This is a genomic window from Clostridium sp., from assembly GCF_047718555.1.
GTDB lineage: Bacteria > Bacillota > Clostridia > Clostridiales > Clostridiaceae > Clostridium_I.
Genome location: NZ_JBDNRK010000001.1, coordinates 58,701 through 81,692 on the forward strand (window position 1 = coordinate 58,701; position 22,992 = coordinate 81,692).

At 30.4% G+C, this 22,992-nt stretch carries 16 protein-coding genes; all 16 read left to right on the forward strand.

Translation table 11 applies throughout. The annotated features are described in order from the left end of the window. Positions 1-3: 3 nt before the first annotated feature. The 16 genes from ABF633_RS00240 (at position 4) to ABF633_RS00315 (ending at position 22,771) form a co-directional block, all read left to right on the forward strand. Positions 4-2,757, forward strand: coding sequence for a sigma 54-interacting transcriptional regulator (locus ABF633_RS00240; protein WP_415520855.1), 2,754 nt, complete (start codon positions 4-6; stop codon positions 2,755-2,757). Between the two features lie 88 nt (positions 2,758-2,845). Further along, on the forward strand, positions 2,846-3,319 hold the full coding sequence (locus tag ABF633_RS00245) for a PTS sugar transporter subunit IIB (protein ID WP_415520856.1): 474 nt from the start codon (positions 2,846-2,848) through the stop codon (positions 3,317-3,319). A 76-nt stretch (positions 3,320-3,395) separates the two neighbouring features. Further along, entirely contained in the window at positions 3,396-3,884 is a 489-nt protein-coding gene (locus tag ABF633_RS00250) for a PTS sugar transporter subunit IIB (RefSeq protein WP_415520858.1), read from the forward strand. Positions 3,885-3,902: 18 nt separating this feature from the next. After that, on the forward strand, positions 3,903-4,679 hold the full coding sequence (locus ABF633_RS00255; RefSeq protein ID WP_415520860.1) for a PTS mannose/fructose/sorbose/N-acetylgalactosamine transporter subunit IIC: 777 nt from the start codon (positions 3,903-3,905) through the stop codon (positions 4,677-4,679). After that, positions 4,672-5,490 (forward strand): PTS system mannose/fructose/sorbose family transporter subunit IID, encoded by an 819-nt coding sequence (locus ABF633_RS00260; protein WP_415520862.1) that lies wholly within the window; start codon positions 4,672-4,674, stop codon positions 5,488-5,490. The genes ABF633_RS00255 and ABF633_RS00260 overlap by 8 nt, the downstream gene beginning before the upstream one ends. A 34-nt stretch (positions 5,491-5,524) precedes the next feature. After that, positions 5,525-6,565: a hypothetical protein gene (locus ABF633_RS00265; protein ID WP_415520864.1), complete on the forward strand. Its 1,041-nt coding sequence runs from the start codon at positions 5,525-5,527 to the stop codon at positions 6,563-6,565. Between the two features lie 21 nt (positions 6,566-6,586). Continuing rightward, positions 6,587-7,000, forward strand: a complete 414-nt coding sequence (locus ABF633_RS00270) for a PTS sugar transporter subunit IIA (RefSeq protein WP_415520866.1) — start codon at positions 6,587-6,589, stop codon at positions 6,998-7,000. A gap of 34 nt (positions 7,001-7,034) precedes the next feature. Continuing rightward, on the forward strand, positions 7,035-8,714 hold the full coding sequence (locus ABF633_RS00275) for a glycoside hydrolase family 13 protein (RefSeq protein ID WP_415520868.1): 1,680 nt from the start codon (positions 7,035-7,037) through the stop codon (positions 8,712-8,714). 887 nt (positions 8,715-9,601) lie between these two features. Beyond that, positions 9,602-11,056 (forward strand): sucrose phosphorylase, encoded by a 1,455-nt coding sequence (gene gtfA, locus ABF633_RS00280; RefSeq protein ID WP_415520870.1) that lies wholly within the window; start codon positions 9,602-9,604, stop codon positions 11,054-11,056. A 209-nt stretch (positions 11,057-11,265) separates the two neighbouring features. Next, positions 11,266-12,525 carry an MFS transporter gene (locus ABF633_RS00285; RefSeq protein WP_415520872.1) on the forward strand — a complete coding sequence of 420 codons (1,260 nt, stop codon included), beginning with the start codon at positions 11,266-11,268 and terminating at the stop codon, positions 12,523-12,525. Between the two features lie 25 nt (positions 12,526-12,550). Further along, complete coding sequence (locus tag ABF633_RS00290) at positions 12,551-14,230, forward strand: glycoside hydrolase family 13 protein (protein WP_415520874.1); 1,680 nt, start codon at positions 12,551-12,553, stop codon at positions 14,228-14,230. A 406-nt stretch (positions 14,231-14,636) separates the two neighbouring features. Then, complete coding sequence (locus ABF633_RS00295; RefSeq protein ID WP_415520876.1) at positions 14,637-15,617, forward strand: LacI family DNA-binding transcriptional regulator; 981 nt, start codon at positions 14,637-14,639, stop codon at positions 15,615-15,617. 434 nt (positions 15,618-16,051) lie between these two features. Next, positions 16,052-17,536: an ABC transporter substrate-binding protein gene (locus tag ABF633_RS00300; RefSeq protein WP_415520878.1), complete on the forward strand. Its 1,485-nt coding sequence runs from the start codon at positions 16,052-16,054 to the stop codon at positions 17,534-17,536. A 43-nt stretch (positions 17,537-17,579) separates the two neighbouring features. Then, complete coding sequence (locus tag ABF633_RS00305) at positions 17,580-18,476, forward strand: carbohydrate ABC transporter permease (protein ID WP_415520880.1); 897 nt, start codon at positions 17,580-17,582, stop codon at positions 18,474-18,476. Then, the gene (locus ABF633_RS00310) at positions 18,476-19,330 is read left to right on the forward strand and encodes a carbohydrate ABC transporter permease (protein WP_415520882.1); all 855 of its coding nucleotides are present in this window, start codon (positions 18,476-18,478) and stop codon (positions 19,328-19,330) included. Before ABF633_RS00305 ends, ABF633_RS00310 begins: the two co-directional genes overlap by 1 nt. Before the next feature lie 837 nt (positions 19,331-20,167). After that, entirely contained in the window at positions 20,168-22,771 is a 2,604-nt protein-coding gene (locus tag ABF633_RS00315; protein ID WP_415520884.1) for a glycoside hydrolase family 31 protein, read from the forward strand. The last annotated feature ends 221 nt before the right edge of the window (positions 22,772-22,992 follow it).

Sequence of the window (22,992 nt, forward strand, 5' to 3'; positions counted from 1 at the left end):
AAGATGGCAACAAACAGAGAAAAAATAAATATAAAATTTAAAGAACTGTCATTGAAAATTGATCCCAATAAGGATTTAGGAGTCAGTGCTAAGGATATAGCTGAGGAATTAAATATACAAAGAAATTTGGCAAGTCATTTTCTCAATGAATTTGTTAATGAAGGAAATGCAATTAAGGTTAATACTCGCCCGGTATATTTTCTCTCCAGAAGTGTTTATGAAAAGGATAAAGATTCCTATTTAATGATTAACCAATATTTAAAGCAGGGTATTGAAAATAAAAATACTGAAAACAAAAACATTAATCCATTTAGCCAATTGGTTGGAAGTGAGGGAAGCCTGAAAACAATTATTGACCAATGTAAATCATCAGTTATTTATCCACCCAAAGGTCTTAACTCATTATTTGTAGGAGAATCAGGTGTTGGAAAAAGTTTATTTGCAAGATTGACTTATGAATATGCTTTAAAAAGTGAATATTGTACTGGAGATTTTGTAGAACTTAACTGTGCAGAATATGCCAATAATCCGGAACTATTATCATCAATCTTATTTGGACATGCAAAAGGAGCCTATACAGGTGCAGATCAAGAAAAAAAAGGTTTGATTGAGCTTGCTGATAATGGCTATCTTTTCCTAGATGAAATTCACAGATTACCTTCTGAAGGCCAGGAAAAACTATTTTTGTTCATGGATAAAGGTTATTTTAGAAGAATGGGTGAAACAGACAAATATAGGAAATCAAACGTCAGATTGATGTTTGCAACTACAGAAAATCCTGAATCACATTTTCTAGATACTTTTTTAAGAAGAATACCCCTTATTATCAAGATACCAAGTTATAAAGAAAGACCACAAAATGAAAGACTTGATCTTATATATAACTTTTATAAAAAAGAAGCAAGCTTAATTAAGAAAAACATGATTATAAAAAATAATGTGATTAATCTTTTACTAAATAATATTGAAAAAGGAAATGTGGGAAAGCTATCAAATATAATTAAATTAAGCTGTGCAAAAGCTCTTACAGAAGAAAAGATAAATATGGGGGAAACTATTTTTATTCAAATAAATCACTTACCTGAAAATCTTTTTAAATCTTCTGAGATTAATGAAGAAAATACATTTAATGTAAATGATTTAGAAATCTCTCATATTAATTCTAAAGAAGTAAATCAAAGAACAGGTGAGAAATTAAGACTTCAACGTTATAATCAGATTATTGTCAGTAGAATTATGGCTCTTAAGAAAAATGAAATAGATGAGGATACATTTTATGTTAAAATATGTCGTATATTTAATAGCTGTATAAATCATGTTATGTTTGATTTAAATATGCATAAGCAGAATATATTTTTTGAATCTATGCAAAAAACAATCCGTAATATTTTATCTTATGCTTATTTGAATTTTGGATTGAATGAATACAATAGTCATGTAGGTATATTAACAAATCTGGTGCTTTATATTTATGAGAATATGGAATCCTTAGTATTAAATAAAGAATTAACCGAAGCAATTGATGAACTTGGCAGTCGTTATCACAAAGAATTTAAAATAGCAAAAGTTATTTTAGATGAGTTGGAGCGAGAAGTTAGTATTCCCAATAAAAAAATCTTTATATTATATCTGTTTATGTTTGTCTATTCTCAGCAGAGAACATTGAAGAAAAGAAACATTAATGCCATTATAATTGCTCATGGTTATTCAACAGCGGCAAGTATTGCTAGTACAAGTAATCGTTTGCTTGGAAGTTATGTGTATGAGTCCTTTGATATGCCGCTTACAGCCACTATTGATGATATAAACGATGAAATTATAAAATATTGTCAAACAATAGATATAGAAAATGATTTGGTTATTCTTGTGGATATGGGTTCCTTAGAAAAGATATACACAAAATTAAGTGGTCATTATTCAGGAAATATAGCTATAATTAATAATGTATCAACTGCTATAGCTTTAGATGTAGGTCAACGAATATTGAATGATGAAAGTATAGAATCTATTGCTGATCATTCAGTTAAAAAAATACATATAAACTCCCGCGTTATTCAGAAAAAATCAAAGAAAAAAGCTATTGTGACAACATGTACAACTAGGTTAGGTGCTGCAAAGATGATTAAAAAATTAATTGATGAAAATACAGAAAATAAAATTCCTATTTTTACTATAGACTATTATGATCTAAAAAATAAAGGAGTTAATCAAAGTCTGCTGCAGGATTACAGTGTAGAAATGATAATTGGAACAGAAGATCCAGGTGTTAAAGATGTACCATTTCTTTCCTTTGAAACTTTTATCAATAGAAAGGCAAGCGATTCTTTATTAAAGAAAGCATTTCCTGATATTTTTAATGATAGAATTTTAGATAATATAAATAAAGATATGGTTAAGATGTTTACTTTGGAAAATATTGTAGATTATCTCACCATATTAAATCCTCGTCAAACAATTAATCAGGTAGAAGATGCAGTTGTAAAAATTGAACGCAGTTTTGGAGTAAAAATGGATTCCTTTTTAAAAATCAGTCTATATATTCATATTAGTTGTATGATGGAAAGAGTAATCATTAAAAATCCTAATTTGAATTATCCGGAGCTTGATAATTTTGTACAGTATCATGTACACTTTATAAAAACAGTTAAAAATGCTTTTAGTGTCATAGAACAGTACTATAACATTGAAATTCCTTTTTCTGAAATAGGATTTATTTATGATATTATGAAGAATAGAATCGAAATAGGTAATAGCTAGAATGCCGTTAAAAAGTATATATAAAAATTGTGCTAAGAACGTTTACACTACTTGGCATGATCTTTGCTTATATATAAAGTGAGAGGAAATGATAAAGGTGAAAAATAAAATTCAGTTAACTAGAATTGATAATCGATTAGTTCATGGACAGATTGCAATTATTTGGAGAGCTTATTTACGTGCCAACATTATTATAGTTCCAGATGATGAGGTTATGAAAAATAAAATGATGATGGAGTTAATGAAAATGACAACACGATCATCAGGAGCAAGTGTTATCTTCTGTTATGTAAAAGATATAAAGAAAACATTAGATAATATAAATAATGAAAAGGTTTTTATTGTTTGCAGAACTCCCAAAATTGCAAGACAGCTTGTAGATAGTGAAATCCCTATTGTAGAAATTAGTGTTGGAAATATGTATAACACCAATGGGAAAAAACTACTAGCATCTAATGTTTATGTGGATGATAACGATTTAGAGGATATTGAATATATAAAATCAAAAGGAATTGACATCTATATACAGGATATGCCTAATACAAAAAAAATAAAATTATAATATTATTAACAAGTTTTAATAATATTATGGTTCACTTTTTATCTTTTTCTTAAATAAAATTTTGGAGGTAATTATTATGAGTATTCAATTAGCAAGAATCGATCAAAGGCTTATACATGGTTTGGTAGTTACACAGTGGGCAAGTGCAACTAAGGCAACAAGACTTATGGTTATTGATGATGATGTAAGTAAAGATGAGGGAATGAAAGCCAGCATGAGACTTTCAAAACCAGCGGGAGTAAGTATGTCTATTATTGATACTAACAAGGCTATTAATAATTTCAATAATCATAACTATGATACTCAGAGAGTATTTATCGTAGTAAAGGAACCAGAAACACTAAGAAAGTTAATAGATGCAGGAGTTGAACTGCCTAAAGTAAACGTTGGCATCATGTTTTTCTTAGAGGAGAAAGAAAAAATATCTAAATTCGTGGCTATTACAGAAAAGGAAAAAGAGGATTTACAATATATAATTGACAAAGGTGTTCCGGTTAATCTTCAATATGTTCCAACAGATACAGAACAAAATTTTGTTGATGTACTAAGTGCTAAAAATAAATGATGAAATGAGGAGATAAAGATGACTATTGCAATTATTCAAATGATTCTCATAATTTTGCTTGCATTTTTTATGACTATAGATCAGAACGGATTTGTTGTTATTACCTACTTTCCGGTTATAGTAGGATTTATAGTAGGTTTAATTATGGGTGATATGAAAACGGCTATGATTGTTGCAGGAACTTTCCAGTTGATGGCCTTGGGAGTTGCTTCCTTGGGTGGGTCTTCTGTACCTAACTATGGATTGGCAACAATTGTGGGGGCATATATAGCAATAAAAACAGGACAAGGTATTAAAGCAGGTTTGGCAATAGGATTACCTGTTGGAATGTTAGGTATACAATTGGATATAATTGTTAAGCTTGTTAACAATTTTATTGTTCACAAGGCTCAAGCTTATGCTAACAACAGACAATTTGGGAAAATGAAAAATATACTTTATTTAGGACCTGTTCTATTTGGATTGTCTACAGCTATTCCAACTGCTATCTGTGTTATCTTTGGATCTCAGGCAGTAAGCTTTATACTTAACAGTGTACCTAGCTGGGTAACTAATGGTTTATCCATTGCCGGAGGAATATTACCTGTTGTGGGTATTGCAATTCTTTTACATTATATGCCAGTAAAAAAATATTTGATGTATATATTGATTGGTTTTGCATTATCAGCATTCCTTAAGATGCCTATACTTGGAGTGGCAATTATAGGATTTGGATTTGCTTATAACATGTTTACTAAAGCTGCTACAGCTCCAGTAAATAATACTGCAGTACAAGGAGATGATTACGATGAGTGAAGAAATAAATGAAAAATATGTAGTAACACCAAAAGATTTACGCAGTACAGCAATAAGATATATGGGTATGGCTTGTAATAACTTTAACTATGAAACCCAGCAGGGACCAGCTTTTGTATATGCATTATTTCCAGTATTAAGAAAGATATACAAGGATGATGATGACTATGTTGCTGCTTTAAATAATCACTTTAAATATTTTAATACTACAACTTGGATGGCAAACATTATTTTAGGTGCTGTTGTGGCTATGGAAGAAAAAGATGGTATAGAAGGTGTTGATACAATTCAATCCTTTAAAACCAGTTTAATGGGACCTCTTGCAGGTATTGGGGATACATTGATTTGGGTATTGCTTCCAACTATTATGGGATCAATTTCAGGATATATGGCTCTTCAGGGAAATCCAACAGGTGCCATTATGTGGTTAATACTTAACATTGCATTTTTGTTTGTACGTTTAAAATTATTTGATGTTGGTTATAAATCTGGTCTTAAGCTTATTACCTCCTTTGGTGATAAACTGAATATTCTTACAGAAGCGGCATCTATTCTTGGTTTGGCTGTTGTAGGTTCACTTATCCCAAGTGTTATTAAAATGAATGTTGCTTATGTTTATAAAGTTGGTCAGGTAAGTTTATCTATACAAAAAGATGTTTTAGACAAAATTATGCCTGCACTACTTCCAGCAGTATTGACAATTATTGTATATAAAATGCTTGATTGGAAGAAGATGACTACCACTAGAATAATTATAATTGTAATTGTTTTCTCAATGCTGTGTTCTTTACTACACATATTATCAGCATAATTTTAGAAAATAACTTTAGAAATGAGAGTTTATTATGGAAAGCTTTTTAAATGAAACCATAGAATTCTGGCAATGGTTTGAAAAGCATTGTCAGAATCTAAGTAGTTCTGATAAGGAAATTTACAAAAAAAATGTTCGATTTATCAGTAAAAAATTAAATAAATTATTTGGTAATATTTATATTACAGTTAAAACAAATAAAGGAAAAAATCAATTAATACTTGATGGATTAGGGGATATAAACAGAAACTATTTAAAGAAATGTTTTAAAGAAAATATGCCAATAAAGCTCCAGGACAAATGGGAAGTACCAGTTGATTTTCCATATCAAGAAGATAATTCATTGGCGTTACAAGATGTCAATATAAATGATTATGAAATAATAACTTCTTTAGATATAGATAAAAAAAAGCACCAATTCAATATACATGTATTTTGTGAAAGATTTTTAAAAATGTCCAGAGGTGAAACTGAAGCAATTGCCATGATGATGATTTACAGATCACTTGGGGAATTATATATGAATTGTTATGTGGGTAATATTATTATTGAAAAAGATAAAAATAGTGACTTTTTTAATACTAGAAAATTTATTACCTTACATGATTTGTATAGTCGTATATCAGAGACTATAACAAGAAAGAAATGGGGAATGCCTGATTACAGTGGTGAAATATTTACACCCTATAATGAGATTAAGATAAATAAACAAAAGAAAAACAGGGGAGATATTGTAAGAGGGGCCACTTCACATATAAATTTATGTAATGAGTACTTTAGCAATAAAAAGGATAATTATGATTTTATGAAGTCCGTTGGCGCTGATTATATTTATATTTTCTATGAAAATGGAGACTCCTCAGCAGAAGAAATCAAACAAATACAAGAAGATTTACAGAATGTATTAATAAATAAAATGAATGAAGGAAAATATGGACAAATCATTGGCTATGGATATGGACAAAAATCTTATACTGACTTAGTTGTTTTTGATTTGGGTATATTTAATAAAATATTTAAAGAAATATCAATAGATTTTCCTAAAAAGCTATTTTATTTCTTATTTAAGCAATAAGAGGATTCAGGAGGAAAGATTATGAGAAAAATTATTGTAGCATCCCATGATAAACTGGCAGATGGAATGGTTAAAACACTGAAATTCATAGGTGGAGAGAGAGATAATTTATTCCCTCTATCTGCTTATGGTGACAATAAGCCAATTGATGATCAGATAAAGGAGATAATGGAGAATGTTAGTGAAGAGGATGAATTAGTTATTCTCACTGATATGGTAGGCGGAAGTGTAAATCAGAAATTCTTTAGTTTTAAAGAAAGACCAAACACACATATTATATCTGGAATGAATTTACCACTGGCTTTATCCATTGTGCTTCAGCCAGAAGAAGATTTACTGACTGCTGACCAGATAAAGTATTTAATTAAAGAGGGAAAAGATCAAGTTATATATGTCAATGATTATTCAGTTGAAGTAAGTGAAGATGATGAATAGTTTTTATTATAAAAAATATTAGGAGGCGTTTATTTTGAGCGAACCTTGGTGGAAAAAAAGTGTTGTTTATCAAGTTTACCCACAGAGTTTTAAAGACAGTAATAATGATGGTGTAGGAGACATAAGAGGTATTATTGAAAAGCTGCCTTATATAAAAAGATTAGGGGCTGATGTTATCTGGTTAAATCCAATATATGAATCTCCAAATGTTGATAACGGATATGACATTTCTGATTACAGAGCAATTCAAAAACGTTATGGCACTATAGAAGATTTTGAAGAATTATTAGGTAAGGCACATGAACTTGGCGTACGTATTATAATGGATCTGGTTGTTAACCATACTTCAGACCAGCACAAGTGGTTTAAAGAGAGCTGTAAGGAAGAAAAAAACAAGTATCGTGACTACTATATCTGGAAAGAAGGCAAAGATGGCCATGAGCCTAACAATTGGGGATCATCTTTTGGAGGATCTACCTGGGAATATAAGGACAGTGTAGGAAAATACTATCTGCATTTATTTGCCAAAGCACAACCAGATTTAAATTGGGAAAATGAGGAGGTTAGAAATGAAGTCTATGATGTCATGCGTTTTTGGCTTGACAAGGGTATTGATGGATTTAGAATGGATGTAATCAACCTGATATCTAAAAGACAGGAATTTAAGGATGGTACTGAAATTAGAGATAATTCCTTTGCCTCTTACTACGAAGGTGCTGCAAATGGTCCAAGAGTTCATGAATTTTTACATGAAATGAATGAAAAAGTTTTATCCAAATATGATTTGATTACTGTAGGAGAAACTCCAAATACTACTACTGAGGACGCCATCAAATATTCTTCGGCAAATAGAAATGAACTTAATATGGTTTTTCAATTTGAACATATGCATGTAGATTATGATGAAAATAGAAAATGGAATACAATGAGACCTAAATTGTCTGATTTGAAAAAGGTCCTTTCAAAATGGCAGGAAAGATTAGCGGATGAAGGCTGGAATAGTTTGTACTGGAATAACCACGATCAGGCTAGGGCCGTTTCACGTTTTGGTGATGATGGTAAATACCGCATAGAATCAGCAAAAATGCTTGGAACTTTACTTCATATGATGAAAGGTACTCCATATGTCTATCAAGGTGAAGAACTGGCAATGACTAATGTTCATTTTGATTCTATAGAGGATTACAAGGATATTGAAATACTTAACCGTTATCACGAACTTGTTGACCTTAAGGGGAAAGATCCATCTTATGCTTTAAGTGTAATTCATGCAAAAGGTAGAGATAATGCCAGAACTCCAATGCAGTGGGATAATTCAGAAAATGCAGGATTTTCTCATTCAGAACCATGGATAAAAGTTAATCCCAATTATGTTGATATCAATGCTCAAAAACAAATTGATGATGAAAATTCTGTTTTCAATTATTATCGTAAACTAATTCAATTAAGGAAAGATTACGATATTATAACAAATGGAAGATATGAATTAATACTAAAAGATGATTCCGATATTTTTGCATATCTTAGAAAAGGAGAAAATGAAACTTTATTGACAATTTGTAATTTTACTAATAGGGAAACTATTTTTAGATTACCTGAAAATATTAAATATAATTCTTATGAATTATTAATTGGTAATTATGAAAATAATAATGGCATTGATGCTGATATTAAATTAAAGCCTTATGAGGCTAGAGTTTATTTATTAAAATAAATTTTCAGTAAGCATCAGATGGAGTGAATAATCAATGTCAAAAGAATATGTTATAGGAATTGATTTAGGGGGAACTAAAATCAGTGGAGCCCTATCAGATGTAGATTAGAATGGATCTTATAAAGGCCTAATTAGAAAAAAATTTGAAAAAATAAGATGAGTTACACAGTATATGTATAATATGTTTCTTGTCTTATTTTTTGTGCATAAGGGGTATAGTTCCTACAACTTAACCAATGATGAAAATACATCTAGTCTGTTTAAAAAATTACCAATATGCACTAATCTAAGAGTTAAGGTAAAGGATAATTGCTTGAGATAGCAAAATCATAGTCTAATGCAAATATAATGTTATAAATTATATATTTATATTTTTACTAAAGCTTTTATTTATCTATTAATATGTGCAAGAAGTATTTATAGATTCATAAATTATAGGATTTTTATTGACAACTTATATAGAGTGTATTATATTATAGATATGTAAACATATACAAAACTAATAAATGCTATTTTGTAAATAGCAATATATTTTTACTACTTATGAAACATGTTTCATAAGTAGTAAAATCAAACCTAAAATAGTAAATGTGTATTAAAAACATAGTATATAAATTTTTAGAAATTATTTTTATAAAGAAAAAGGATATTATTATAAACAGAGTTCTTTGTTTCAGGTGGAGTTTTTTTCTTCACCTGAAACTTACTAACAGAGTTCTTAGTATCGGTATTTTCGATACTTAGAAATCGTTGTCCTTTAGGGTAAATCGTTATCCAGGGACGTAGCAGCCGTTATCTCCCACTTTCATAGAAGATGGGAGTATTACGGATGGTAGTCATCGGATAAAAAATTAATTTAGTTTTATATATGAAAGGGGAAAATAATAATGACAATTAAAAATAAAATTATGCTTATTACTTATGCAGATAGCCTAGGTAAAAATTTAAAGGAATTAGAAAACGTTTTGACAACTTATTTTAAAAATGCAGTGGGGGGAGTTCACATATTACCGTTTTTTCCATCCTCAGCAGACAGAGGGTTTGCACCAATGAACTACGAAAAAGTTGACTCAGCCTTTGGAGATTGGAATGATATTGAAAAATTAAGTGAAAATTTTTATTTGATGTATGATTTCATGATAAATCACATATCTAGAAGTTCTGAATATTTTAAGGATTTTCAAAAAAATAAAGACAGCTCACCTTATGCAGATTTCTTCATTAGATATAAGGATTTTTGGCCTAAGGGTGAACCTTCCGAGGAAGATGTAGACCTTATATATAAGAGAAAACCTAGAGCACCATACATTGATGTTCATTTTGAAGACGGAACTACTGAAAAAATATGGTGTACCTTTGATAGTGAACAAGTGGATTTAAATATAAAATCAGAGGTTACAAAGAAATTTATAAAGGATACTCTTACAAATATGGCAAAGAGAAATGCTTCATTAATCAGACTGGATGCTTTTGCCTATGCTACTAAAAAAGTTGGAACCAACTGTTTCTTTATAGAACCTGATACTTGGGAGCTGCTTGATGAAGTAAAATCAATATTAGAACCATTAAATGTAGATATATTGCCAGAAATACATGAGCACTATTCAATTCAAATGAAAATAGCAGAGAAGGGCCACTGGATATATGATTTTGCACTTCCTATGATTATGCTGCATGCTCTATACAGTGGTGTAAATAAAAATCTTATAAAATGGCTTAAAATGTCTCCTAAAAAGCAGTTTACTACATTAGATACTCATGATGGTATTGGGGTAGTGGATGTAAAGGATTTATTGACTGATGAGGAAGTTGAAATGACAAGAGAAGCACTATTTACTAAGGGAGCAAATGTGAAGAAAATCTATAATACAACTGCTTATAACAACCTTGATATATATCAAATTAACTGTACCTATTATTCAGCACTTGGAAACAATGATGATGCTTATACTTTAGCAAGAGCTATTCAGTTCTTTGCTCCAGGAATACCTCAGGTGTACTATGTAGGACTTATGGCCGGAGAAAATGATATAAAATTACTTGAAGAAACAAAGGTTGGAAGAAATATAAATCGTCATTACTACAGCAAAGAAGAAGTTGAAGAAAACATGAAAAGACCTGTTATGAAGAGGTTACTAAAGCTTATGGAATTCAGAAATTCTTATCCAGCTTTTAATGGTGATTACTTCATATCTGATATAAATGAGGAAGAAGTTATAGAAATAACTTGGGAAAAAGATGAATTTAAGACTACTTTAAAAGCTAATCTTAAAACTCATAAATTTACAATAGGTTATTTTGATGTGGAAACTAAAGAGTTTAAAGAATTGGCAGAAGTTTAATACATTAGGCCTATCTTAAAAGCATCTATATTACAGCGAATATAGTTAATTTTCACCGAGCAAGTATTCATTAATGAATTCTTAATATATAATAGATAGTAATAAATTTATGGATTACTTGATGAAATATAGTACTAACTCAAATTTAAAGATAATGGATGGGCAATAAAAATTTTTAGTTATAATATAATTTGAAAAGAGGAATCTTTATGAAAAAAAGAATGATATATTGGAATCTCAGCTTATATTTTCTCTTATTTTTCTTTGCCTATGCATCCTGTTTTTCATTCTTTGCTATTTGGCTTGGGGAAAAAATGAATTTAAGTGGAGCACAAACAGGTATTATATTTTCTGTAAACGCTATCTTTGCTATGATCTTTCAACCTGTATACGGATACATTTCTGATCGTATTGGTCTAAAAAAATATGTTTTATATTTTATTACTATATTACTTGCATTAGCTGGACCATTCTACATTTACGTATATGGGCCGCTTTTAAAAATGAACTTCATACTTGGTGCTATAGTTGGAGGCTTTTATTTAGGATTAACTTTTATAGCTGGTTGTGCCAGTGTTGAGTCCTATATTGAAAAGGCTGGCAGAAAATATGATTTTGAATTTGGACGTGCACGTATGTGGGGTTCAATTGGATCAGCAAGTGCTGCATTTGTATCCGGTAGAGTATTCAATATTAGTCCTAATATAAACTTCTGGATGGCAACGGTTTCTGCTATAATATTACTTATTCTTGTTGTTTTTATGAAAGTTGATGTAAGTAGTGTAGAAGCTAAACGTGCTGAATCAGTAAGCTTTAATGATGTTAAACAGCTTTTGAAATTAAAAGACTTTTGGCTTTTTATGATTTACATGATAGGAGCTGTGTGCGTATATATGGTATATGATCAACAATTCCCAATATATTATGCTTCATTGTTTCCAACAAAAGCTTTGGGAAACCAAGTATTTGGAGATTTGAATTCACTTCAGGTTTTCTTAGAAGCTGGCATGATGTTTTTAGCTCCATTTGTTGTAAATAAAATAGGAGCTAAGAGAGGACTAATTTTAGCGGGAATAATAATGACCTGTCGTATGGTTGGTTCAGGAATTGTCAGTGATCCCTATAGTATTTCATTTATTAAATTAGTTCATTCCTTTGAATATGCTGCATTATTAGTATCAATATTTAAATATTTAGCAGATAATTTCGATACTCGTTTATCTTCTGTACTCTATTTGGTTGGTTTTCAATTTGCTACTCAAATTGGTACAACAATTTTATCACCAGTTGTTGGGAAAATGTACGATAAAGTTGGATTTAGAGAAACTTATATATTTATGGGATGTTTAGTTCTTATATTCACTATTTTTGCAGCTTTTACTTTATTAAATAAAAAAAAAGATGGAATTGCAGTGGATGAGGGTGAGAAAAGAATTATGATAGAACAAGAATTAGGACGCGCAAATTAATCTTTATAATATTTAGGAGGTAAACATGTTAAAAAAGAGATGGTGGGATAAAAGTGTAATTTATCAAGTATACCCTAAAAGTTTTTATGATTCCAATAATGATGGAATAGGTGACATAAGAGGTATTATTGAGAAACTTGATTATTTAAAAGATTTAGGTATAAATATAATATGGTTAAGTCCTGTATATAAGAGCCCTATGGATGACAATGGCTATGATATCAGTGATTACTATGATATAGACAAACAATTTGGTTCCATGGAAGATATGGATAGTTTGATAGAGGAAGGTAATAAACGAGGCATTAAAATAATGATGGACTTAGTTATAAATCACACTTCTGATGAACATGATTGGTTTATAGAGTCAAAGAGTAGCAAAGATAATCCTAAAAGAGATTTTTATATATGGAAAGATCCAAAACCAGATGGTAGTGCGCCAAACAATTGGAAGTCTATATTTGGTGGATCTGCCTGGGAATATGACGATAATACTAAACAGTATTATTTACATGTATTTTCAAAAAAACAACCAGATTTAAATTGGGAAAATGAAGAAGTAAGAAAAAAATTATATGATATGGTAAACTATTGGTTGGATAAAGGCTTAGGTGGCTTTAGAGTAGATGCTATAACTTATATAAAAAAGGACAATACCTTTAAGGATTTAGAATCTACAAGTAATGAAGAATTAATTAATATTAATGGAGGATCTCTAAATCAAAAGGGAATAGAGGATTTTTTATCTGAATTAAAGAAAAATACATTTTCTAAATATGATATTGTGACAGTGGCAGAAGCGCCTGGTATACCGAGAGAAAAATTAAAAGACTACAGCGGGGCTAATGGTTTTTTTGATTTATTATTTGAATTTGGACATTCTGATTTAGATGTAGCTGAAGATGGAAAGTGGTACACACCTAAAAAATGGACTCTACAAGAATTTAAAGATGCCCTTTTTAGAAGTCAGGAAGTATATAATGATTTGGGATTTGGCGCACTGTTTTTGGAAAATCATGATCAACCTAGGTCTTTAAATAAATTTATTAAGGAATCAGATATAGGCCAAGCTAGTGCAAAGATGCTGGCTACAATTTATTTTTTATTAAAAGGTATACCATTTATCTATCAGGGTGAAGAAATAGGAATGACTAATGTTAAATATGAATCCATTGAAGATTATAATGATATTTCATCTATTGACCAATATAATAGTGCTATAAATGATGGCCTATCTAAAGAAGAAGCTTTAGAGGCTGTACACAGAAGAAGCAGAGATAATGGAAGATCTCCTATGCAGTGGGATGACAGTAAAGATTCTGGATTTACTGAAGTAGAGCCTTGGCTTAAGGTTAATAATAATTATGAAGAAATAAATGTAAAAAATAATCTGGAATCTGAAGATTCAATTTTAAATTATTATAAGAATTTAATTGATTTACGTAGAAATAGTGATTACTCAGATATAATTGTATATGGAAAATATATAGAATTCATGGAAAATGATAAAAATATTTTTGCCTATATAAGAGAATATGAAAATAGGAAACTTTTAGTATTAGCTAATTTTTATGGTGAAAATATTAAAGTTAATTTAAACTATAGTGTAAATAAAGTATTAATATCAAATTATGATTCATTTCATATGTCAAATAATGAGGTGTCATTGAGACCTTATGAAGTATTGGTTCTTCAGATTTTATAAAACATATAATATTTATAAGCATTTAAGGTACATTCAAATAAATAAATAGTCAGTATATTAAGTCTGTTTATTTTCATATGCATAAATATTAAAATAAGTATAGATCTTATTGCATACTACATTGTTTAAATAAGATTAATGCTTATTTTTTTACTTATATAATAGTTATTTGCAAAAACTGTTTTTATTGATAGTAAAAATTAAATCTAATAAAGGATGAAGAGTGAGGAATATAAAAATGAAAAGAGTTTGGTGGAAAGAAGCGGCTGCTTATCAAATAAAAGTACAAGTTTTGTATTAAGACCCTATGAAACAAGAATTTACAAAATTTATAAGTGATTTATTCAAATGATTGATATATAATAACTTAAAGGAAAGTATTTCTTACATGAGATGGAGGATAATTATGGCAGGTATAAGAGATGTAGCAAAAAAGGCAAAGGTAGCAGCTTGTACTGTGTCTAGGGTAATTAATAATAGTGGGTATGTGGCACCAGAAACAAGAAATAAAATTGAAAAGGCTATTGAAGAGTTAAATTATATACCTAATGAATTAGCCCGTGGTATGTTTCGTCAAAAAGCTGGAAGTATTGCCATGTTGATTCCCAATATTGTACATCCTTTTTTTTCTACATTGGCTAGCTATATAGAAAAAGAACTATATAATAGAGGGTATAAACTTATGTTGTGTACCACAGACGCTGATATTAATAAGGAAAGAGATTATATGGAAACATTGAAATCTAATATAGTAGATGGAGTAATATCTGGTGTCAGTAATCTTCAATTAAAAGAATATAAGAATTTTAATAAGCCACTTGTTATGCTGGATTATGTTGTTAACTCAAAAATTCCAGTGGTTACATCTAACCATAAATTAGGAGGTAAGTTAGCTGCAAAAAAGTTTATTGATAGTGGCTGCAAGAATGTAATTCATATATGTGACGATAAAACCACAAAGGTATTATCATATCAATGTCACATTGCATTAGAAAACATGTTAAAAGTTCATAATATAAAATCAAAGGCCATTGAAATAAAGTGGAACGACTTTGATTTTGAAGGCTATTTAAATCTGGCAAAAAAAGTATTAATAGAAAGACCAGACACAGATGGAATTTTTGCGGCAGATATGCCAGCGGCAGCATTTTTAAAAGCAGCTATAAAGCTTGGTAAACAAATTCCAAAGGATCTTTGTGTGGTAGCTTATGATGGCACATACACTACTAACAGCAATATTTTGAATATAACTACTGTAGTGCAGCAAGTACAATTAATAGCTAATAAGTCAGTAGAGAATATAATATCATTAATAGAAAAAGACAATATAATTGAACCCTACACTGAAATTGATGTGTATTTAAGGGAGGGAGAAACAAGTTTTTAATCTGTAAAAGTTGTAGCAATAATTTGTATTATGGTATATGTTTTAAAATTTAGCTAATATTTTAATTTTTTATATTGACAATATGTATAAAATATATTAGTATAATTATATGAAACATGTTCCATAAGTTTTATTTTACAATGAAATGTAAACATATACAGTAAAGCGCGTGCAGGTTAAAAATTACTTGTACTTAGATTTATTCAATAAATAAATTTTAATAAGAATAAATAAAATTTATTTATAAATACAAATATAAATTATATTCTATAGGCAATGTGAATACACTATGTAAACCTATACATAAATTTGAATCCTTAAGTTAAATAAATCTAATTATGAAATCTTAAAAATTGCTATTTTGCTAAATAGCAAATATATTTTACTAGATATGAAACATGTTTCATATAATATTTTTTAAGGGGATGTTTAAAATGTTAAAAAAGGTAAAGCTGGGAGTAATATTTATAATTGTATTAGTACTAATAGGTGGCTTAATAGGTTGTAGTAGTTCAACAAAATCGTCAAATCATAGTTATGATATCTACATTTTTAATGGTAAAAGTGAAAATGCCGATGCATTCCAAAAACTTGCTCAAATATATGAAAAAGAAAAAGGTGTTAAGGTTAAAGTCTTTTCATTGGGTACTACAGAGGCAACAGACACTTTAAGATCTGCAATGAATTCAGGTGAAAAGCCATCAATTTTCTCTGTAGGTGCAGGAAGTGTACAGGAATGGAAAGACAGTGGTTATGCCATGGATCTTAAGGATGCAGCAACTCCAGAATTAAAGAAATTAGCTGATAGCATACCAGAAGCAATGAGATTACAAACTAAAGAGGGTGAAAACTATGGTATTCCCTATGATGTTGAAGGCTATGGATTAATTGTTAACAAAAAAATGATAGCAGATTTGTTTGGATTGACTGATACAACACAATTTATTGCAGATTTTAAAACAGCTACTTATGAAGAATTTAAAAATATGGTCATTGCTGTAAACGATTATATTAAAGAAAATAAAACAGGTTCTGTAGTACTAAGTGGACATACGTATCAATTGACAAAAAATAAAACAGAACTTACTTCAAAATTAAACGGTGTATTTTCAGTAGCAGGAGCAGAAAAATGGACTTATGGAGATCACTTTGGTAATTATCCATTAAATACAGTATTTAATAGCTTATCCGCAGCACAAAATGCCACAGATAGCCAGGTTCAGCAATTAAAAATCCCATTAGAAAAATCTGTTCAGGTACTAAATTTTGAAACAAGTTATCTGGCAGGACCAAAAGGTGCATTAACAAGAGGTGCAGATTTCATTAATTCAACAACTACAGGATATGATCAGGCAGTACAGACTTTTGCTGATGGTAAGGCGTTATTTATTAAACAAGGCAACTGGGTATATAACAACATTAAAAAAGTAAATACAGATATTACATCTTCTTTAACTATGCTTCCAATGAAGCTGCCATTCACAGACGACGATATTAAAGTAAAAGGATTAACTGCTGAAAAATTTAATGAATCAATACCAGAATTTGTTCCAAATTACTATGTGATTAATAATAAAGTAAGCAAGGATGAGCAGAAAAAGGCAGAGGATTTTTTAGTATGGCTTAATACTTCTGAAACGGGTAAGAAATTTATTACAGATGAATTTGCCTTTGTACCCTTTAATGCTACAAGTGATACTAAATTAGAAAATCCATTGAGTAACGATTTAATTACTTATAAACGAGCAGGAAATATATTGTCTAATCCATTTAATGGAGCACCAAATTCATGGGGGCAGGAGGCTTATGGGAAAATACTACAGGAACAATATTTCACAAAGCAAAACTGGACTGAAGCAGATTATGCAAAAGTAGCAGATTATTCTATACAGAAGTGGAAGGAATTGAAGTCTAATTAAGATATTGTAATATTAAAAAATTATTTTGAAAGGGGAGTATAAAATGGAACAATTCTATAAGAAGTGGTCTAAGATATTTTTATTGCCGGCTATTGCACTATTTGCAATTGTTATTCTAATACCTTTTGCTGTAGGTGTCATATATTCCTTTACCAGTTGGCGTGGAACATATTTTGTTGGCGGTGAACACTGGTGGCAAGCTTTAGTTGGATTTGACAATTATGTGAAGATATTTCAATCTGATAAATTTAGAGGGGCATTTTTATATACAATCCAGTTTACTGTTATTGCAGTAATTGTTATAAATATATTTTCGTTAATCCTTTCCACATTGTTAGTTAAAATACGAAAGGGTGCAGGTATATTCAGAGCAATTTTTTATATGCCAAACTTATTAGGCGGTTTAGCATTAGGATTTATATGGCAGTTTATTTTCCAAATTGTTTACTCAAAAATTTTCTTTGGTGAAAATAGTATTATTCATATACCATTTCTAACCAATATGACACAAAATCCTACAAAGGCAATGTTTGCATTAGTAATAATGGTTACATGGCAAATGGCTGGATATATGATGATGATTTACGTAAATGGACTAAATAATATACCTAAAGATTTATATGAAGCTGCAAGTATTGATGGAGCGAGTCCATCTCAAAGATTCAGAAACATTACAATACCAATGCTTATGCCGTCTTTTACAATCGTATTTTTCCTAACACTTTCAAATTGTTTTAGATTATTAGATCAAAATTTGGCCTTAACAAATGGTGATTTTGGTACAAGAATGCTGGCACTTCAGATTTTACAGACCACTAAGGATACTAATCCACCAAATTACGGGTTTGCCCAGGCACAAGCTGTTGTATTCTTTATATTAGTTGCTGTAGTTGGTCTAATACAAGTATCTGTAATGAAAAAGAAGGAGGTTGAAGCTTAATGAAATTTATAAAAACAATGGAAGGAAAAAGAAAAATTAAGAATTATATAATCTATATAGTTCTAGTTTTAGCAGCTATATACACACTTTTCCCATTGATGTTTTTATTCGTTAATTCATTTAAAGGTCAGTCTCAAATTGTAAATTCACCTCTGTCCTTACCTAAAAGCTGGAGTTTTACTTATATAACAAACGCATTTGAACAAATTCATTTGTTGAGTAGCTTGGGTTACACAATACTAATTACAGTAGTATCAGTAGCTCTATTGGTAATTGTATCATCATTTACTGCATGGATAATGGTTAGAAGTAAATCCAAATTAAGCAATATTTTATTTTTAGTTTTTACAGCAGCAATGCTAATACCTTTTCAGTCATTAATGTATCCCTTAATTAGCTTCATGGATGCCTTGCATTTAAAAAATATGGGTGGTTTAATCATAATGTATGGCGGTTTTGGATTAAGTCTTTCTGTATTTCTCTATCACGGCTTTTTAAAAAGTGTACCTGTATCTTTAGAAGAAGCTGCAATAATTGATGGAGCTAATATATTTCAGATATTTTTTAAAATTATATTTCCTTTAGTAAGACCTACCACTATAACTGTAATTATATTAAATGCGGTGTGGATATGGAATGATTATCTTCTTCCATTTTTAGTACTTGGAAACTCAGAAAAGAAAACATTGACTTTATCTTTATATTATGCTAAAAATCTGGCAGGACAATATGGTAACCCATGGGAATTAGTTTTCCCATCAGTGTTAGTTGTTATTATACCAATAGTTATTCTGTTTTTGTTCTTACAAAAATATATTATTGCTGGAGCTATAGATGGAGCAGAAAAAGGTTAGAAAAGAGTAGTGATTTTAATTACAGTCTACATTATCTGTTATTAGGATAAAATCAATATTATAAATCTCTAGTGTATATGTTTTTTCTTCCATTGAATTGATTGAATGGTGATTTTCAATGATAGTTTAACATATTATGCTAGAGGTTTTTTATTTGTAAAAATTTCTAATGATTTAACTAGCAAAGCAAATTAAATTATATAGACAACAAATAATAAATTAATTCTATTACCTTAAAAAAATAAAAAAATATACGTATATATGTGATGTAATAAAAATGGATGATAGCATAAATATAAGGGAATGTAGAATGAAAGGAGGATAGAACAAATGCAAAAAATCACCATGAAAAATTTATGTTCGTGTGTCAATAAAAGGAAAAAATATTTTAAGGGGTTTTCTTTATAGGGTGTCGCCAATGTTGTCACATTTTCTAAAAAACCCACGTTAAGCTAATAATGTAAAAGTAAGTATATTATATTATTCATATGCAACATATTGTATATGATGAAACATGTTGCATGTTATGAAACATGTTTCATATAATATTAAGCCATAATATAAAAAAATAAGTATCGTAAATTTTATATTAGAATTGTTTTGGTACTTTATTTTTAGTAATATTTTTAGAATTGCAAATTACTTGTAGATCAGATATTTATAAGACTTCTATTTACGTTCTTAAAATATTTATTTTTGGGATTAAATGCCTTAGTGTGGGTTTTATTGGCTGTACCCCTGTATGCTATTTATAAGTTTGCTAGCTCTATTTTTATTTAAGTATATAACTAGATATGATATAAGACAAAAATTATTATAATTAATAGGAGTGAAACTATGAAGATTAAAGGAAAATATTTATCAAAAAGATTACTTATGATTGTATTTGCACTTTCAATAGTCTTTTCACCTGCTTATTTTGCTCAGCCGACTTTTGCAGATGATGTTTTTCCGGTGGATGCATTTCATCCGACACCTGATAGACCTCTTGACAAAAACAATCTACAAAAACCTATGTCGGTGCAAAGTGTTGAGAAGTTAGATAATGGTGTAAAGCTTAATTTGGGACAACAGGAAGCTTATATACGTATGCTTACATCTGATATGTCCAAGGTATCTATTTTAAACAAAGGCGATAAAGAATATACCTCTGTGGGAATTGCTAAAACGGATTGGCCTGCTCCGAAATTCAAAGTAAAAGAAGACGATAATAATATCACTATTAAAACTTATAGTTTAACAGTAGATATTAAGAAAAGTCCATTTGGAATCAAATATTTGGATAAAGACGGTAACATAATAAATGAGGATGGAGATCAAGGGGTAGGATATGAAAATGGCAAGCCTTATGTATTCAAGAAAACTGATAAAAACGAAAACTTTTATGGTTTAGGTGAGAAATCAGACGGATTAAATAAACGTGGGAAGATGGAAGCATTGTGGCATCAGGATCCATTTCCATATGAGTCGGAATATATGTACCAAGATGTTCCATTCTTTATTGGCTTGAAAAACAATAAAGCCTATGGTATTTTATTTGATAATACTTATCGTTCTTATTATAACATGGCGAAAGACAGTGATGATTATTATTATTTCTATGCCGATGGTGGAAAACTAACCTACTATTTCTTTAATGGGCCACAGGTTAAAGACGTGGTTAATCGCTATACAGATTTAACAGGAAAGATCAATCTTCCCCCAGAATGGGCTTTGGGATTACAACAATCAAGTTGGTCATATAATCAGAATGACGAGGAAGAAGTAGCTAAAACATACCGCGAAAAGAAAATTCCAGCAGATGCGATAGTTTTTGATATCGGATATATGGACCAATCTAAAGCTTTTACATGGGGATCTAACGTTCCTGACCCTAAAAAGTTGAGTGAAACGTTAAAAAGTTTGAATTTCAAACAAGTTAATATATTTGATCCGGCTATTAGGGCCTTACCAGGTTACAATGTTTATGATTCTGGCACCAAGGAAGATCTGTGGGTTAAAAATCCCGACGGCAGTACTTTTCTTGGTAAACTTTGGCCTTGGGATCCGGCTGCTCCGCCATCATCCGTTTACCCTAACTTCTTGAAAACATCAACTCGTGATTGGTGGTCAATGCAGTATAAACCTATGTTTGATACCGGTGTAGATGGTATTTGGAACGATGTTAACGAACCAGTTAATTTTATACCAGAAGACCACTGGACACTGCCATTGGATGCTGTCTTTGTAGATGACAACGGCGTAAAACATACCCATGAAGAGATTCACAACATCTATCCGCATCTTGAGGAGCAAGCGTCTTACAATGCATTTAAACTTCTGAAACCTAATGTCCGTCCTTTTGTATTATCACGTTCAGGGTTTACAGGAACACAGCGTTATGCCGCAACTTGGACCGGCGATAATCACAGCACTTGGGCGCATCTCAAAATGTCAATAGCGATGAACTCTAATATTGGACTATCTGGCGCACCGTTTGTAGGAAATGACATCGGCGGCTTTACGAAAAATAAACAATTGGGTGAAATATGTACTCCAGAATTGTTTGCACGCTGGATTGAGGCTGGTGCGTTCCTACCGTTCGCTCGCGATCATTACAATAATGATGGTGATAGCCCTTCGGTGAAGGAAAACATTAATAGACAAGAACCTTGGCAATTTGGTAAGCAAGTGGAGGATATTAGTCGTAACTATATTAATATGAGATATGAGCTGATGCCTTATCTACAAAATGCCTTCAAGCAAGCACATGATACCGGAAATCTGATTCAGCAGCCCCTTGTGTTCCAATTCCAGAATGATCCTAACACATATAATAATGAAGACCAATTTATGTTTGGTGATTCTCTTATGATTGCACCGGTGGTGACTCAGGGAGCAACTTCCCGTAGCGTGTACTTACCAGCTGGAGTAAAATGGGTAGATTACTGGACTGGTGAAGAGTATGAAGGTGGACAAACTATTACAAAGCAAGCTGATCTTGGAACTCTTCCAATTTACGTGAAAAAAGGCTCCATTATTCCACGTAGAGAAGTTCAACAGTATGCTGGCGAAAAACCGCTGACGAATTTGACACTGGACACGTACCTTGATAATAAAGCATCTTACAGCTACTATCAAGATGATGGAAGTTCTGAAAATTATACGAGAGGTCAATTTAATGTGACTGATTTCAATATTGAGAAGAAAGGTAATCATATTGAGTTTGAGCAGAACAAAAAAACTCAAAACTATAAATCTGACATTCAGTCATATACGCTGAAACTTAATAAGTCAGTGGAGCCAAAAAAAGTACAGGCAGCTAACAATAAATATGAAAAAGTGGGAAGCTTAGATGAACTGAATAATAAAGAAAGTGGCTACTATTTTGATAACAATGCCAAAATTCTTTATGTGAAAGTACCGGTAAATGAGAATCACAAAGTAGTAATCCAACAATAAGGAATATATATAAGAATTTGGTCATAGAAACTGAAACGCCTGTAAATTATATAGTTAACCCTCTATAAATTATATAATGAAAGTACACAATTATTGCAAAGTAAAAATGCATGAAATTGTGTGCTTTTTTTCTTTGGACTAAGATGTATAATTTTATCATTAAAAGCAGGTATAGAGTATAAAACGTGTTAAAGGGTTAAATACAAAATAGTATTGTATAC

Excerpts from the sequence above, each read along its gene's own strand:
- ABF633_RS00240 (WP_415520855.1), top strand. The coding sequence starts at position 4 with ATGGCAACAAACAGAGAAAAAATAAATATAAAATTTAAAGAACTGTCA.
- ABF633_RS00245 (WP_415520856.1), top strand. The coding sequence starts at position 2,846 with ATGATAAAGGTGAAAAATAAAATTCAGTTAACTAGAATTGATAATCGA.
- ABF633_RS00250 (WP_415520858.1), top strand. The coding sequence starts at position 3,396 with ATGAGTATTCAATTAGCAAGAATCGATCAAAGGCTTATACATGGTTTG.
- ABF633_RS00255 (WP_415520860.1), top strand. The coding sequence starts at position 3,903 with ATGACTATTGCAATTATTCAAATGATTCTCATAATTTTGCTTGCATTT.
- ABF633_RS00260 (WP_415520862.1), top strand. The coding sequence starts at position 4,672 with ATGAGTGAAGAAATAAATGAAAAATATGTAGTAACACCAAAAGATTTA.
- ABF633_RS00265 (WP_415520864.1), top strand. The coding sequence starts at position 5,525 with ATGGAAAGCTTTTTAAATGAAACCATAGAATTCTGGCAATGGTTTGAA.
- ABF633_RS00270 (WP_415520866.1), top strand. The coding sequence starts at position 6,587 with ATGAGAAAAATTATTGTAGCATCCCATGATAAACTGGCAGATGGAATG.
- gtfA (WP_415520870.1), top strand. The coding sequence starts at position 9,602 with ATGACAATTAAAAATAAAATTATGCTTATTACTTATGCAGATAGCCTA.
- ABF633_RS00285 (WP_415520872.1), top strand. The coding sequence starts at position 11,266 with ATGAAAAAAAGAATGATATATTGGAATCTCAGCTTATATTTTCTCTTA.
- ABF633_RS00290 (WP_415520874.1), top strand. The coding sequence starts at position 12,551 with ATGTTAAAAAAGAGATGGTGGGATAAAAGTGTAATTTATCAAGTATAC.
- ABF633_RS00295 (WP_415520876.1), top strand. The coding sequence starts at position 14,637 with ATGGCAGGTATAAGAGATGTAGCAAAAAAGGCAAAGGTAGCAGCTTGT.
- ABF633_RS00300 (WP_415520878.1), top strand. The coding sequence starts at position 16,052 with ATGTTAAAAAAGGTAAAGCTGGGAGTAATATTTATAATTGTATTAGTA.
- ABF633_RS00305 (WP_415520880.1), top strand. The coding sequence starts at position 17,580 with ATGGAACAATTCTATAAGAAGTGGTCTAAGATATTTTTATTGCCGGCT.
- ABF633_RS00310 (WP_415520882.1), top strand. The coding sequence starts at position 18,476 with ATGAAATTTATAAAAACAATGGAAGGAAAAAGAAAAATTAAGAATTAT.
- ABF633_RS00315 (WP_415520884.1), top strand. The coding sequence starts at position 20,168 with ATGAAGATTAAAGGAAAATATTTATCAAAAAGATTACTTATGATTGTA.